This window comes from Bradyrhizobium sp. SZCCHNGR1005 (genome assembly GCF_032489995.1).
Taxonomy (GTDB): domain Bacteria; phylum Pseudomonadota; class Alphaproteobacteria; order Rhizobiales; family Xanthobacteraceae; genus Bradyrhizobium.
Genome location: NZ_JAUEZC010000003.1, coordinates 455,604 through 470,080, shown reverse-complemented (window position 1 = coordinate 470,080; position 14,477 = coordinate 455,604). Strand labels below are relative to the sequence as shown.

General features: G+C 59.1%; 13 protein-coding genes and 1 pseudogene. 10 read left to right on the top strand and 4 right to left on the bottom strand.

The window, feature by feature from the left end; translation table 11 throughout:
* Positions 1 to 4 precede the first annotated feature (4 nt).
* On the bottom strand, positions 5 to 754 hold the full coding sequence (locus QXZ85_RS14630) for an ExeA family protein (protein ID WP_315704744.1): 750 nt from the start codon (positions 752 to 754) through the stop codon (positions 5 to 7).
* 352 nt (positions 755 to 1,106) lie between these two features.
* Here QXZ85_RS14630 and QXZ85_RS14625 point away from each other — a divergent pair, with 352 nt between their 5' ends.
* Positions 1,107 to 2,438, top strand: a complete 1,332-nt coding sequence (locus QXZ85_RS14625; protein ID WP_315765497.1) for a sugar transporter — start codon at positions 1,107 to 1,109, stop codon at positions 2,436 to 2,438.
* 21 nt (positions 2,439 to 2,459) lie between these two features.
* A complete protein-coding gene (locus tag QXZ85_RS14620) occupies positions 2,460 to 3,251 on the top strand; it encodes a CpsD/CapB family tyrosine-protein kinase (protein WP_315768399.1) in 792 nt (263 codons plus the stop codon).
* Positions 3,252 to 3,382: 131 nt separating this feature from the next.
* Here QXZ85_RS14620 and epsI read toward each other — a convergent pair whose 3' ends face one another.
* On the bottom strand, positions 3,383 to 4,084 hold the full coding sequence (epsI, locus tag QXZ85_RS14615) for an exosortase-associated protein EpsI, V-type (RefSeq protein WP_315704741.1): 702 nt from the start codon (positions 4,082 to 4,084) through the stop codon (positions 3,383 to 3,385).
* Positions 4,085 to 4,361: 277 nt separating this feature from the next.
* Here epsI and QXZ85_RS14610 point away from each other — a divergent pair, with 277 nt between their 5' ends.
* From QXZ85_RS14610 to QXZ85_RS14595, 4 genes are all read left to right on the top strand, one after another.
* Positions 4,362 to 5,192 carry a hypothetical protein gene (locus QXZ85_RS14610; protein ID WP_316174350.1) on the top strand — a complete coding sequence of 277 codons (831 nt, stop codon included), beginning with the start codon at positions 4,362 to 4,364 and terminating at the stop codon, positions 5,190 to 5,192.
* A gap of 41 nt (positions 5,193 to 5,233) precedes the next feature.
* Positions 5,234 to 5,455, top strand: coding sequence for an XrtV sorting system accessory protein (locus QXZ85_RS14605; RefSeq protein ID WP_315704739.1), 222 nt, complete (start codon positions 5,234 to 5,236; stop codon positions 5,453 to 5,455).
* Positions 5,456 to 5,546: 91 nt separating this feature from the next.
* Complete coding sequence (xrt, locus tag QXZ85_RS14600; RefSeq protein WP_315704738.1) at positions 5,547 to 6,479, top strand: exosortase; 933 nt, start codon at positions 5,547 to 5,549, stop codon at positions 6,477 to 6,479.
* Positions 6,480 to 6,543: 64 nt separating this feature from the next.
* A complete protein-coding gene (locus tag QXZ85_RS14595; RefSeq protein ID WP_315704737.1) occupies positions 6,544 to 7,239 on the top strand; it encodes a metallophosphoesterase in 696 nt (231 codons plus the stop codon).
* Positions 7,240 to 7,271: 32 nt separating this feature from the next.
* On the opposite strand, the gene QXZ85_RS14590 is transcribed toward QXZ85_RS14595, so the two are convergent.
* On the bottom strand, positions 7,272 to 8,495 hold the full coding sequence (locus QXZ85_RS14590) for a glycosyltransferase family 4 protein (protein WP_315704736.1): 1,224 nt from the start codon (positions 8,493 to 8,495) through the stop codon (positions 7,272 to 7,274).
* Positions 8,496 to 8,655: 160 nt separating this feature from the next.
* Here QXZ85_RS14590 and QXZ85_RS14585 point away from each other — a divergent pair, with 160 nt between their 5' ends.
* The 4 genes and pseudogenes from QXZ85_RS14585 (at position 8,656) to QXZ85_RS14570 (ending at position 13,293) form a co-directional block, all read left to right on the top strand.
* Complete coding sequence (locus tag QXZ85_RS14585) at positions 8,656 to 9,843, top strand: glycosyltransferase family 2 protein (RefSeq protein ID WP_316174349.1); 1,188 nt, start codon at positions 8,656 to 8,658, stop codon at positions 9,841 to 9,843.
* A gap of 1,195 nt (positions 9,844 to 11,038) precedes the next feature.
* Positions 11,039 to 11,593 carry an FxDxF family PEP-CTERM protein gene (locus QXZ85_RS14580; RefSeq protein ID WP_315704734.1) on the top strand — a complete coding sequence of 185 codons (555 nt, stop codon included), beginning with the start codon at positions 11,039 to 11,041 and terminating at the stop codon, positions 11,591 to 11,593.
* A gap of 783 nt (positions 11,594 to 12,376) precedes the next feature.
* Positions 12,377 to 12,478, top strand: a pseudogene (locus QXZ85_RS33765) (PEP-CTERM sorting domain-containing protein); the annotation flags it as partial.
* A 149-nt stretch (positions 12,479 to 12,627) separates the two neighbouring features.
* Complete coding sequence (locus tag QXZ85_RS14570) at positions 12,628 to 13,293, top strand: sugar transferase (RefSeq protein WP_315704732.1); 666 nt, start codon at positions 12,628 to 12,630, stop codon at positions 13,291 to 13,293.
* A 172-nt stretch (positions 13,294 to 13,465) separates the two neighbouring features.
* Here QXZ85_RS14570 and QXZ85_RS14565 read toward each other — a convergent pair whose 3' ends face one another.
* A complete protein-coding gene (locus tag QXZ85_RS14565) occupies positions 13,466 to 14,467 on the bottom strand; it encodes a 2-dehydropantoate 2-reductase (RefSeq protein ID WP_315741965.1) in 1,002 nt (333 codons plus the stop codon).
* Positions 14,468 to 14,477 lie beyond the last annotated feature (10 nt).

The following is a 14,477-nucleotide window of genomic DNA, read 5'->3' as shown; positions in this document are numbered from 1 at the left end:
TGTTTTAGGGAACTCGTGCGATCGTCTTGACCGGAAAAATACTGTACTGTTGCTTGTCTGCAATGACGTCCTGGATCAATTGGTCCGTAATGACGGTCCTCTCGTTTGCGAATCCGTAGACCAGCGCGATATCGCACAGCACGTTGATCATCCGGGGAATACCTCCGCTGGCCTTTGCGATCAGACTGCAGGCATCCAAGGTGAAGAGTGGTCGAGGCGAGCCTGCGGCTCTCAGGCGAAAGTCGATGTAGCAGGCGACTTCGTTGTCATCGAGCGCCGGTATGTGGAAATCCGACGAGATGCGCTGTGCGAATTGGTGCAGCTGTGAGCTCTGCAGGAGCTCGCGCAACTGAGGCTGCCCGACGAGGACCAACTGCAGGATCTGGAACTTGTCGGAGTTGATGTTCGACAACATCCGCAGGTGTTCCAGTGCCCCGGGCTCCAGGTTCTGGGCTTCGTCGATGATGAGAATGGTCCGGCGGCGGCTTGCAAACTGTCCGTGGAGAAAATCCTGCAGGCGCTTGAACAGGGCTGGATAACTGCCCTCGAAGGGCTGGCCGAGCGACATCAGGATCCACTGCAGCAGTTCCTCGCGGCCCTGGGGAGCGCTGGAGATCAAGCCGATGGTGATTCCCGGGGTCACCTGCCGCAGGAGATAACGGACCAGCGTCGTCTTTCCGGATCCGATTTCGCCGGTAATTACGGTGAACCCGGCATTGTTCATGATGCCGAATTCCAGCATCGTGAACGCCATCGAATGGATTTTGCCCCAGTAGATCAGATCGGGATCAGGCAGGATCGTGAAGGGCTTCTCCCGGAGCTGATAGAATGCCTCGTACATCGAAATTCCTTGCTGGGACTCCGATTGACTATAGCGGAATTCGCAGCTGACCGCCGCAATTATAGCGCAATTAAAAGAGGCAACTTGGGAAAAGTATCGAATTCCGGCAAATTAATGCAAGATGCACGCCGCACCGGCCACGCCGTCACTGGTTTGCACGGTTTTTGATGGCAAGGCGCATTAATCTCTCAATTAAATCTGAAGCGATGCTATATTTCGGAAAGGCTCCCATTCAGGTCGTTTTGGCCAATTCATGGCATGAAGCATGCTTAAGAAGCTTGATTACGAGGACGATTTCGAAGAGGACGAGCAGGATCGCAGCTACCTGCTGACTGCAAGCTTTTACCTGGAAGTTCTGAAGCGCCGCTGGGCTTTGATCCTTGTGCCGTTCCTCGTCTTCGGCAGCCTCGGGATCGCTGTGGCCATCGTTTGGCCCGCGACCTATTTGTCCGAAGGCAAGATCCTGGTGCAATCGCAGCAGATTCCGACCGAACTGGTACGCCCCACGATCACCAGTGCCGCCCAGGAGCGGATCCAGGTGATCGAGCAGCGGACGATGACGCGCGACAATCTGGTCGCGATCGCAGACAAGTTCCAACTCTTTCCGGGTAAGCGAACGTTGATGTCGGTGACCGAGCTCGTCGAGCTGATGAAGAAGCAGACGAAGATCGCTCCCGTCGATCTGGATCTCGATTTCAAACAGCGGCGCTCCTCGGAACCTCCGACCATCGTGTTTTCCGTTGGCTTCGAATATTCCGATGCGGCCGTTGCGGCCCAGGTCGCCAACGAACTTATGACGCGGATATTGAATGAGGACCTGCGCGATCGCACGAGCCGGGCGATCGACACCACGAAGTTCCTCGCGCGCGAGGTCCAAAAGCTTCAGGCCGACAACGCTGCCCTCGACACGAAGATTGCCCAGTTGAAGGTCGGGCAGTCGAGGCCGACCTCAGCCGCGGCCGATCAGCCCACCATGCTGAGTCAACTCAGGGCTGAACTCGTGCAGAAGAGTGCGCTCTATTCCGAGCGTCATCCCGTGATTCAGTCCTTGAAAAAGCAAATTCAGGCATTGGAGGCTGCGGCGGCTTCGGTTGCGAAGGCGGAGACCATCCAGGGCGCGACGCTGGGGGCGTTGTTGGCGCAGCAGGATGCATTGCAGAAGAATCTGGAAGCCGCGACGGCAAAGTTGGCGGCAGCGCGGCTCGGCGAAAATCTCGAGAAGGATCAACAGGCTGAGAAGCTCGAAGTCATCGAGCAGCCAACCGTCCCGCAACGGCCGATCAAGCCGAATCGCCCGAAGCTCGCAGCTCTCTCGCTTCTGCTCGCTTTGGCCGCGGGGGCCGGGCTGACGATGGTCTTCGAGATGCTGGACAAGTCGATCCGCCGCACCAGTGATATCTTCAGCCTGGTGGATAGCCAGCTCGTTTTATCGATTCCGTATATCGAGACGGCGGCCGAGCAGCGCCGGAAGCAATGGCGGATCCGGATCTTGTTGTTGGGTCTGGTTGCGCTGGTTTCTGCGACTTTGATCGCGGCCTATCTCTTCCTGCCGATCGACCTCATGGTTGCGAAGGCGAGGGTAGGTCTGTTCAAATAGGCTTAGGGACGGAGGCTTCGGTTGGACCCGATCAAGCAGGCGATCAATCTGGCGCGTGGCGGCGACGGCAGCGGAAGCGCATCTTCGGATCTCGTGCACTCCAGCGCTACCCCGATCGCCAGGGAAGTACGGCTGGTGCCACCGGATCTGCAAGCCAAGCGCGTCGTGGCTCTGGGAGGCACCAATCCGAACGGGCGTGCATACGACATGCTGCGCACTCAGGTGCTGCAGGAGATGGACAAGCGGGGATGGCAGTTTCTCGCGATCACCTCGCCTTCACCGGCTTGTGGAAAGACCGTGACGGCGTGCAACCTCGCGCTGAGTGTTGGCCGGCTCCCGGAGCGATCGGTGCTTCTGATCGATCTGGACCTGCACAAGCCGTCGGTCGCGAACTATCTTGGCCTCGACAGCGGTGCCGGGGTCATCGATCTGCTCGAAGGGCGCCTGAAGCCGAGTGTGGCCATGCTGCGCGCGAGATTTGGCCCCAATCAGATTACCGTGCTGCCCGGTTCGATCGCCTCGTCGGGACCCTCGGAGTGGATGGCGTCGCATTGCATGGTTTCCCTGCTGCAGACGATCAGGCGCGACTTCCGATCGAGTCTCGTGATCTTCGATCTGCCGCCGCTTCTGCTTGGGGACGACGTCATCTCGATCCTGCCGTTGATGGATGCGGTGCTTCTGGTGACAGCAGTCGGGACGACCACGACGACCGAGATCAAGGAGTGTCAGAAACATCTGCAGCGGACGCCGATCGTGCGCGTCGTCGTCAACAAGGCGCCCGAGTCCCACTCCACCTATTACGGCTACTATTGAGCGGCTGCGTCCAAAGTCCGAGCAAGGTCACCCGCCTTGGAGCGGACGACCGCCGATCGGCTCGCGGTTCTGAGGCGGACGATTTGCGAAGATCTTCGCCGCCCTCCGAACTGACCTATGTGCGGTCGATGTCATGACGCTCCGACGAAGAACTTCAGCTCTTGCGCCGGGATTGCGCGGAGCAGATCGCGGATGAACTGATCCTGCAATCTGAATGCGGCATCTTCCGATAGGCCGATGGTCGAAATTCGGATAAGGGCGCCGTCCGGAATGATTCCCTTCAAGCCATATTTGAGACGACTCAGCTGATTGTCGATCACGCCATTCGAGATGTCGTTGCCGACCCGCATCCAATAGGTGATCGGCTCGAGGCGGGATTCTCGTTCCGCAATCAGCCTTGCTACGTTGATCGGCGATTCGCCGGGGCCGATTTGCAGTGTTGTCGCGGTCTTGCCTGAGACCCGGAAACCATTGGCAGTATAACAGATTTCTGGCCGATGGGCTTTCAGCCGATAATTCTGGACCGGCCCGTATGCGACCAGCAGCATTACGATGTTGCCCTGTCCATCGCTGTAACCACGAGCCGCCTCCTGGCTGTAGACCTTGGCGGCGCGTTCGTCGGGCTGGAAATAGGCATCGGTATCGATCGGCTTGATGGGGCTGATCTCGGGAACGAACCGCCAAGTGCCGAACTGCCGCGGGATGATCTCCTCAAGGCTGGGCGAGGCGGCTGTCCGGGCCATCAATCGCTTCGGAACCATGACCTGGGAAAGGATGGCGGCCAGGACGATTGCGGTCGACGCCAGAACGATCTGAGCGTGGCGCAGGCTCATTTGTCTGTTGATCTCCGGGAAACGGCGGGGTAGCGGATGATTTAATATACGATAAACGTATTTAATGCCAATCGCGATGGCTTCGGTGGCCCTCCGTGCCGTCTCGAGCGTCTGGTCGAGCGATCATGACGGAGTGCGGATAATTTGTGGGTCGTGGGTAAGGTCGTCCCTCGGCGCGTTTGTGGAGTATTAAATGAGCGTTAGGATGCCCTTGTTGCGGTGCGGGCGCGGGTTGGCACCTCTTGGGCGGGGTCTCGTTCGAGGCGCTTTCGTCGCGATGGTTGCGGCGATGCTCGTCGGCTGCGAGAAAAAGGAACAAACGAGCTCGTCGAGCCAGGTCGTCGCGCGGATCGGCAAGGACGTCGTGACGACGCAAGAGTTGGAGAACGAGTTTCGCGCCAACAACGTTTCGCTCGACAGGCAGAACGATCCCAATGCCGTTCGGCAGGTGCTAGGCGGGCTCGTCGTACGCAAATATGTCGTACAACAGGCGCTGGCAGCGGGGCTGGATCGCGAGCCCAGCGTGCTCCTGGACGTGCTCCGCTCCCGCGAGCAGGTCCTGGAGAATGCCTATCTCAATCGCCGGGCCTCTGGCCGATCTCCCGGCCGAGCCGATATCGATCAATTCATCGCCAACAATCTATCGAGATTCGCTGGCCGAAAGCTTTTCAACATCGAGCAGATCAGCCTTCCGATTACGCCGGAGGCACAGTCGTTCGTCGAGGCGAATAAACAGGCCAAGTCGCTCGACGAGGTCGATCAAGCGCTGTCCGAAGCCGGCTTGATGCATGTCCGGCAGCTGGGGCTTCTGAACAGCAGCGATCTGAACCCGGACTATTTGACAGCGATCGAGCAGCGCAAGCCGGACGAAGTTTTCTTCGTTCGCGCGGGGGCCACCGGGGTTTTTTTCCAGGTGACCGGGGAACAGGCTCGTCCCCTCGAAGGCGAAGCGGCAGCCAACATGGCGCGACAATTGATGCGGGCCGATGTGGTGAAGGCCGAGGCCGGCCTCGCAGCCTACGCTGCCAATATCGAGGTCAAATATGAAGGCGATTATGCCAAGGCGATGCAGCGCGACGACGGTCCTCAGAGCGCCATCCGCAAGTAAAACGGTCGCACCGGTCGCGGCAACGCCAGCATCAGGGCAGCATGAGCACGATCTTTGATTTCGTTACGGTCGGTTGCTTCGGCGTGGTCGTGCTCATCTTCTTTCGCTTCACCGATCGCGGTATCCAAACACTGCTGAATGTGCTGTTGGCGTGCCTGTTGTTCGCGGTTGCAAACCAACTCGGAAACGCTGGATCTGCGATCCTTGCTTCAGTCTTGATATTGGCCGGGATTGTCTGGGTCACTCTGGCAGCGCAGAGATAGACATAACGCAGTTGTTGTTAGGTATGGCGTCGGATGTTAGCCTTGGTGATCGTCGGAAGGTCTTTATCGTGCGTCTTCATTGGTGACGGGTATGAAGCCCCTGTCGTTCGCTGATCAATCGGCTGGTGGCCTCTCCATCAGAAATCTCTGGGGACCCGTCCTGCTCTCGGCAGCGTTTCTGGTTGCATATGTTCCGACTTTCCGGGGCTTGATCGACGGTCCTTGGCAGACCGAGCAGGAGGGGCACGGACCGCTGGTGATCTGTGCATCGCTCTGGTTCATCTGGCAGAGCCGCAACCGGCTCATGACCGTGGTCGATAATCCCGCTCCCATTCTGGGGTGGGGAGCTCTCCTGGGGGGGCTCGTGCTGTTGTTTCTCGCCCGCATTCAGCAGGGACTGCTGACGTTCGAGGCGCTGTCGATGATCCTCGTCATCATCGGTTGTGTCCTGATCACGGCCGGGTGGTCGACGCTTCGCGTGCTCGCATTTCCGCTCGGGTTTCTATTCTTTGCGGTGCCGATGCCCGATTGGCTGATCGACGCTGCGACAATCCCCTTGAAGGTCTTCATCTCCAACACGGTCACGGAGGTGCTGTATCACCTGGGCTATCCGATCGCGCAGAACGGCGTCATGATCATGATCTCGACCTATCAGCTCCTGGTGAAGGATGCATGTTCGGGTCTGAACTCGATCTTTGCCTTGTCGGCGATCGGTGTGTTCTATGCCTACGTATTCCGAGGGGATGAGAAGCTGCGTAGCTTCATCCTCTTGGCCTCGATCATCCCGATCACCATTGCGGCCAATTTCATCCGCGTTCTGACGCTGGTGCTCATCGCCTATTATGGTGGTCCCGACCTGCTCGAAGGCATCGTCCATGATCTCACCGGCATCGGTCTCTTCATAGTTGCACTCATTCTCCTGCTGCTGCTCGACGCTCTTCTCACTTTGGTGTCAAACTTGGCCAGGCGCCCGTTGCTTCGCTCTGCGCCAACTCCGGTTCTCAATGCGGCGTCCTCGACTTGATCCGGTCCGCCGGGCTCGAAAGCCCTGAGGGAAGCGCGCCGGTCGTGGCGGTTTTGTTGTCCAGATGGGTCTGACCTACGCCATTCCGGATATCCACGGCCGTGCGGACCTCCTGCGGCTGGCCATGGAGACGATTGCAGGACATGCGGGGGCGACGCCCGCGACGGTTGTTACGCTCGGAGACTATGTCGACCGGGGCCCGCAAAGCAGGGAGGTGGTCGAGCTTCTGATGTCCTGGCAATCCGCCACGATGCGTCTCGTCAGCCTCAAGGGCAATCATGAAGCGATGATGTGGGAGGCCTGCAGCGGGCTCTGCGAATGGGACTGGTGGATCGAGAACGGCGGCAGCGATACGTTGGCCTCGTTCGGCGAGGGCCTCGGCAGGTTCGAGATGCGGGATGTGGCGGTGTCACATCTGCAATGGATCAGCAAACTTCCGCTCGTGCATGCCGACCGACATCGGGTGTTTGTTCACGCCGGCGTGGATCCCGCTGTTCCGCTGCGGGCGCAGAGCGAGCGCACGCTGCTCTGGAAACGCTATTCGGAGCGGGCCGATATCGGCCACGGCCGCCGGCACGTCGTGCATGGCCATCACGCCGATGTTCGTGCTCCGCTGGCCGGAAGATACCGGACCAATCTCGATGGAATGGCGTGGAAGACGGGACGGCTGATCGTCGGCGTTTTCGATGATGATCGGCCCGGCAACGCGTTGGAGTATCTGGAAATCACCGGCTCGTCCGATCGGCGCGAGGTGCCCTGAATGAACGGATCGCAGCGCCGCAACCGAGCGTCCTATCCAGCCATCGCGCTTTGCGCTATCGCCGTCTGAAAGTGATCGGCGAGTTTGGCCGCTTCCTTGTCGATGTCGTGCCGGTCACGAACGCGGTGGTAGCCGGCGCTCCCGAAGCTTTCGAGGATTTCGGCCGGCGCATCGAGGCAGGCCTGCATCGCATCCGCCAGGGCCTCACTGTCGCCGGCCGGTACGAGCCAACCATGCTCGCCCGGGACGACGAGTTCAGGAATCCCGGCAACGAACGTGCTGATGACGGGGCGCCGCAATGCCATTGCTTCCATGATGACGACTGGCAGTCCCTCGGCGAAGCTGGGCAGCACCAACGCCCGCGCCGCAACGAGCTCGTCGCGAACGCGATCCCCGCCGATCCAGCCGGTAATCCGCACCTTCCTCTGCAGGTCATAGCGGGTGATCAGAGCCTCAATGGCGCCTCTCAGTTCGCCATCGCCTGCCAGGACCAGTTCGAACATCACGCCCCGGGCGGCGAGCCGTCGCGCCGCATCGAGCAGAAGTGCCTGTCCTTTTTGCTCGCAGAGGCGACCGACGCAGACCAGGCGTGCAGGCGGGGCGCCGTCTGCGACAGCTTGCCGATAGAATGTCGACTCGATTCCGCAATGAACCACCTCGATCTTGTTCCACTGATCGTGAGTGACTTGCCGGAACAGCTGGCTGCGGCCGAACGAACTGACGGCCACGACGAAGCTTGCACGCTGAATTTTTTCAGCCAGTGCGATCATCTGCGCCTTGTCGAATTCCTCCGGACCGTGGGCGGTAAAGCTCCAGGATGGTCCTCCCAGGGAATGGACCAGCATCGCGACGACGGCCGAATTGGTCCCGAAATGGGCGTGCAGATGTTCGATCCCTTCGTCCTTCAGCCAGTTGAGAACGCGACAAGCTTCAAAAAGATAGATCAGGTGGACGATCAGCGGACGTTCGGCGCGGCGGCCGATCTTCCACACGAGCCGCAATGTGGTCGACAACCGTCCCGGGCGCGTCAGGGCGACCCTGACGAAGGCGAAAGCGAGTGGCAAAGGACCCTGATCGAGAACGTAGCGGGTCAGTTTGCGTTCGGTCTCGTCCGTGACGTCGCTCAGCTCATCCGCCCAGCCGCGCAGGGCGATCCGCAAGACCTGGTGATTTAATCGCTCGAGCGCGTGAATCTCGCGCCGAATGAAGCTATGACTGACAGCGGGATATCGATTGATTAAATAGGCAAGACGCATTCAATAATCCGTACGCCACAAGTGGATAATACTGCGAGCACAAGACCATAATCGGACGGCTCGTCAAGTTGCAGGGGCCATCGACGAACGAGATTTGGCACGCCGGCGCGCCGACCCGCAGCAAATGGCGCCTGGGCAGTGAGAGGCAATTGACAGCAGGATGACGATCTTTCTGACGATATCGCTGACGTTGATCGCCGGAGTAATCGGTATTCCGATCGCCCTCTTGATGATCGAGGTTTGCGCATCGCTGCTCAAGGCTGCAGAAGCGGAGGGGCAGCGTGGCGCATCGCCACGGGCGGCCGTCGTCGTGCCCGCTCACAACGAGAGTGGTGGCATCGTTCCCACGCTTCGGGACTTGCGTACGCAAATGACCGATCGGGACCGCCTCATCGTCGTGGCCGACAATTGCTCAGACGACACGGCCACGGTGGCCTATGGCGAAGGTGCAGAGGTCATCGAGCGCCACGATCCGTCACGGATTGGCAAGGGCTTTGCGTTGGCGTACGCGGTCGACTTCCTGCGGTCCGATCCTCCCGAGATCATCATGTTCGTCGACGCGGACTGCCGCTTGTCTGCCGGCGCTGTTCGGAAGATGTCGGTCGCATGCTCTCGCATCCAGAAACCGTTGCAGTGCAATTATCGTATGACCGCTGCTCCCGGACCTGCGGGGGGCAGCGGTCTTGCCCAATTTGCCTGGACGATCAAGAACTGGGTCCGTCCGCTCGGGCTAAGCAGACTCGGCTGGCCTGTTCAATTGATGGGCACGGGCATGGCCTTTCCCTGGCACGTCATCGAACGTGCGCCACTGGCGAACGGGGATCTGGTGGAAGACATGAAGCTCGGGCTCGATCTGGCCGAGCAGGGATACGCGCCCCGCTTCTTTCCCTTCGTCGAAATCGTCAGCGAGTTTCCGGTATCTGAGGAGGGTGCGGATCGCCAACGTCAACGCTGGATCCAAGGTCATCTTTCGCTGATGACTGCCGTGCCGCGTCTGATTCTTAGGGCGGTCCGGCAGCGAAACTGGGATCTTCTCTTGCTTGCGCTCGACATCGCCATTCCTCCGCTGTCGCTGCTCGTCTTGCTGACGCTCGGAGTTTGCGTCATCGACGTGCTGATGGTCGCGGTCACTGGCGCGCTCGCTCCTTTCGCAATCGCGGCCACCGACTTTGTGTTGCTCAGCGTGACAATCTTGATTGCGTGGGCCGGATTTGGGCGTAACATTCTTCCGTTCCGCCGCATCGTGCTCAGCGGACTGGGCTTGTTGAGGCAGATGAAGCTTTTTGTGGATATTTTTCGTGGGCGCGGACCACGCAGCTGGATAAGAACGGAGCGTCGACGAAGCTGATTGATATTGATGATGTATCTTCATATTTTCTTGGCATGAGCGGCATAATATTCGAATTTAATTCTGCCGCGACTTCCAAGCGGCAATCGCAGCCCGAGTTGCGACACACGATTCGAACCTTTGCTCGAGCCGTGTGACCAAGAGACACAAAAGCCACCGAAGTAGGAGTTGAGCCTCCCAGTCGGTATTTTGAGCAAGCGACTTTTTAAGGTATTGATGGTGTCGAGAGTTCGGTTGAGATCCTCCCAATCCCGTTATGCTTCTCGTAGCGCGTGGACCTGGAGAGACGTTGTCGTATGTCGTCAGCCTTTGAGACATCCACAACTTGCCAAGCTGTACTTGCAAGTCCGAAGGCTTCGCTTAGAGGTCATGAAAGCTGAAACGGTCGAGATGCACGGCCGGCTTGAGAATCGAACACCGTAGCTCGCTCGCGCTGATCCGGCTGTGAACGAACTGCCGGTCGGCTTCTCTGAAGGCGTTTGCGTACCCAATTATGGATTGTGCTGGCTCGCCATGAAGCTGGAGAGCGAGGTCGCATGTCGTTGGATCGGTTCGCCATCGAGTTGTTGGAGGCCCTCAACAATGTCACGGAGGGGCCGGAGCGTCTCGTCAGGCCTTACGAGTCGCGAGTAGACCATCGAGCCTGTTCGGCTGACCTCCAAGGGCCAGGGCAGTTGGATCCGGCTTCTGCAGAAAATGGCAGGGCGTACGACGCCCAGAACCGCTTCGTATCAACGATTCACGCCTGCTTGACCAAGGTCCGGACGGTCGACTGAAGGGTGATTTGAATCCCAAGGTGGACATTTAAATGTCGATCTTCCGGCTTTGCCATAATCCCAATTGAAATAATCTTGTGGCCGGCATTCCTGTTCCTGATCGGCCACAGTTGTGGCTGGATATTGTTGCGTCGAATCTAAGCAATTGATTTATTTCATGTATTTTATCGTTTAAAAACATTTTATTGGTTAATAATCCATTGAGCTGCCGGCTCGATTAAGATAAGAATTAAATCCGAAGGGAGCGAGTTTGGGGCGGTCCTTAGCCGTGGAAGAGGCCGCGTCGTAGAGGAGGCAGGAGGCGAAAGGTCGCCGCGATTGATAGCTCGCGGGACAACCTGAACGTTCTGTCGACGTCTGATGCTCCCAGACTTGTTTCCTAATTCGTTTGATCAGTTTCGAATAGAAAGGGGCGAGATATGAAGCTTATTCAGGCCGGTTTGCTGGCGCTCTCGATGGTCGCAGCATCCATAGTGCCTTCCAAGGCCTATACCGTAGTGCCTGCGAGCGGCAGCTCGTTGGGGCTGAACCCCAACATCAATTTTACGATCAGCGGGCTGAACGCCGGTGAGGCTTTCGACATCAACTATACTTTCAGTCTGTCGTCTCTGTCGGGCCTCTCCAACTTCAAGGCCGGGCTCACGGATGCCTCGGGACAGGTCCAGGGGCTGACGGTCGATATCTGGTCTGGGTCGATCGGTGGTACGCTCGTTGCGTCCGGGACCGGTTTCCTGGTTGCCGGGGTGCAGTTTGCCCAGGCTATCGATTCGTTTGCGGCGAACGGCGACTACATCCTGCAGATCTTCGGCAAGAACTCGGGCAATGGTCCGACCAACCTTCAGGTTGCCGGCAACACCTTCACTGTCGCGGTTCCTGAACCCAGCACATGGGCGCTGATGGGGATCGGCTTCGCTTGCCTTGGCTTCATGGCCTACCGTCGCCGCGGCAGCGCTGCGTCCTTCCGCTTCATCTGAAGTAAGACTCTCGCCCTGCCGTCTCATCGATGTCGTTGCCCCGTGTGTCGGGGCAACGTTGCGAGGGAGGGGCGCGAACTCGGCGCATGACCTGCTCGTCTCGTGATTCGGCAAACGTCGCATCGCATAACGGACGAGCTGATTCGTATCGCTTACGGATGTTTGACTGAATTGAAGCGGTAAATCTTTGTAATTCGAGTTGGTACGGCTGATGCATTCAGCTTTGGTCTAGACGGTGCTCGGCTGGTTTAGTGGGAGATTTGTATGCGTAATGTAGCGGCCTGGATCACCCTGACGGTTATCAGCTTGTTTTGCGCGCCGGCGCGGGCAGCCATCGTTTACAGCGGCCCGTCCACTCCGATGGTGACAGACACATCTTTCTCGGTCGACTTCTATTCGTCCAACGCGATCTCCTCTGGCCTGAGCTTCGTGCTTAATGGCTATATCAGTCTCGATGGGCATAACTATTTCGAGGACGACTTCAGGCTTGCATTGAATGGCACCCAGATATTCCGGGGGACCTTCAATCTCGGCGGCGGATCCGACGAAACGCAGGCTGTCGTATACTCCAATCCGCTCGGTGCAACTTTCAGCAACCCAACCAATAACGGCACTGGAATTTGCTATTGCGGCGGTGAGCAGCAATTCAGTTTTGCCTCCATCCCGCTGGTGGCGGGAAAGAACACGTTGACCTTCTCTTATGAGAGCCTGGGCGGCGATTATCGTGCAGGTTTTCAGGGGGCGAAGGATGAGCTCTGGTCGATCGCTGATGTCAACGTCAGTGCCGTTCCCGAGCCTTCGACATGGGCAATGATGCTGCTTGGATTCACCGGCCTAAGCTTCATGGCGTATCGGCGTTCGCGGCTGAGAACGGCTGCGGCCTGAGCGGCTCTTCCGGGGCCGCCTGCTGCGCGTTGTGTGCAGATCGCGATCTAATCGTTGGTCCACTTTTGATTAAATCGACTTGTCAATTTCCGTTTCGCCCGTATTGCGCAAAATCTGGTTAGTGCTGTGCAAAGTAGTTGGTGCTGAACATGCTTAGACGTGACGGTATGCGCCTTGTTGCTCGTGCTGCACCGGTCGGTCCGATCGGCTTGACGCCGAAGCGCGCTGTAGACATCATACTCGCGCTGACTGGCATTGTCCTCTTGGCGCCGCTGCTTATCATCTGCGGCCTCCTCGTCTTCCTGTCCTCTTCCGGGCCCATTCTGTTCCGCCATAGGCGAGTAGGGTTCAACGGACGAAACTTCGATTGCCTGAAGTTTCGCACGATGGTGGTGGATTCGTCGGAGCAATTGCGATGGCTGCTCGAGCACGATAGCGCTGCCGCGGCGGAATGGGCTGCCAATCATAAGCTGAAGCGAGATCCGCGGGTGACGATGATCGGAGCCATTTTGCGCCGGTCGAGCCTCGACGAGTTGCCGCAGCTCTTCAATGTTCTGAAGGGCGATATGAGCATCGTCGGCCCCCGTCCCGTGACAGAGCAGGAACTGGTGCGATATTCGGAATCCGCCCGCGCTTATCTGGCTTGCCGTCCCGGCATCACTGGGCTCTGGCAGGTTAGCGGTCGGAGTGCGACGAGCTACGGCGAACGTGTTGCTTACGACACGTTCTACGCCCATCAGTGGTCGATGGCGCTCGATGCAAAGATCCTGATCGTGACGATCCCTTCGTTGTTGCTGTCCGACGGAGCTTGTTGACGAGCCGATACGTCCTGGCCGGTCAGCGAAGTTTCACCCTGATGTAGTTGGCGTTCGAGCGGGTTGCACGCCGCGTCTGCCTGCTGGTCTCGCCAGTAGCGGGAAGTCGAATCGCACGGAGTGAAATTCAAACGGGACTCCGTTGATTTTCGCTAGGTGTAACTTCCGATGTCTATCGCTCCTGATTCCGGCGGCCGGAGTTGGCGTAGCGAAGCTGCGCGCGCAGCAGCGTGAGGACACAGTCCAGCGTCGGCATGTGGCATCCGAGCCACCGTGCGACTTCAAGCGGTGCTTCCGCGAGCGCGTCGAGTTCGAGCGCACGCCCCGCGCGGATGTCCTGCAACGTCGATGGCACGTGCGGCCCTGCGCGCCGCAGTTCGTGGACGAAGCCGTCGAGATCAGGTGCGGTCGGATAGCCGAGTTTCTCGGCAAGCTCAGCCACCTCGCGCGCGATATTGCTCGTGACAGCGAGGAGGCCGGTATCGTTGCCGATTTGCTCCAGGTTCGTGCCGGTCAGGCCGGAGACCAGATTCGTCGAAGCATTGCGCAATAATTTACGCCAGACTTCGCGGCGAACATCCGTCTCCACGCTGACGGTAACTCCCGCCGACGCCAGCTGATTGCCGAGCGCAATGGGAGGCGGCACAGGTCCGACCTGTCCGATCCGGAGGCTTTGCTCGCCATGCACGATGATGTCGCCGTCGTCGTTCATCGCAGCACGCGTATAGACGACGCAGCCGATCAGGCGCTCCGCCGGAAAGTGCGAGAGCATGTCGCCGTTGGGATCGAGAGATGCAAGCGAGGTTCGGGCAAAACGGCTCGCACCGAGAAAATACCACCAGGGCAGCCCATTGACGGCGGGCATCAGCAGCGCCGAGGGCGCCATGGCTTGCACAAGCTGCGGCAGCAGCTCCGGCAGCGCCTGCGCCTTCACTGCGACCACGACCACATCACAGGTCGCAAGCTCGCGCAGCGTGATGATCGCGGGATGCGCGATCGCGAGCTCGCCGCTGCCGTTGCGCAGCCGCACGCCCTCCCTGGCCAGCAGTTCGCGGCGCGCGCCGCGCGCAACCAGTGACACGGGCTGGCCGGCGAGCGCAAGCTGGGCGGCCAACGCAGAGCCGATTGCGCCGGCCCCGACGATCCCGATCTTAAGCGGCTGAGCCGGCGGCATCGATGAAGCC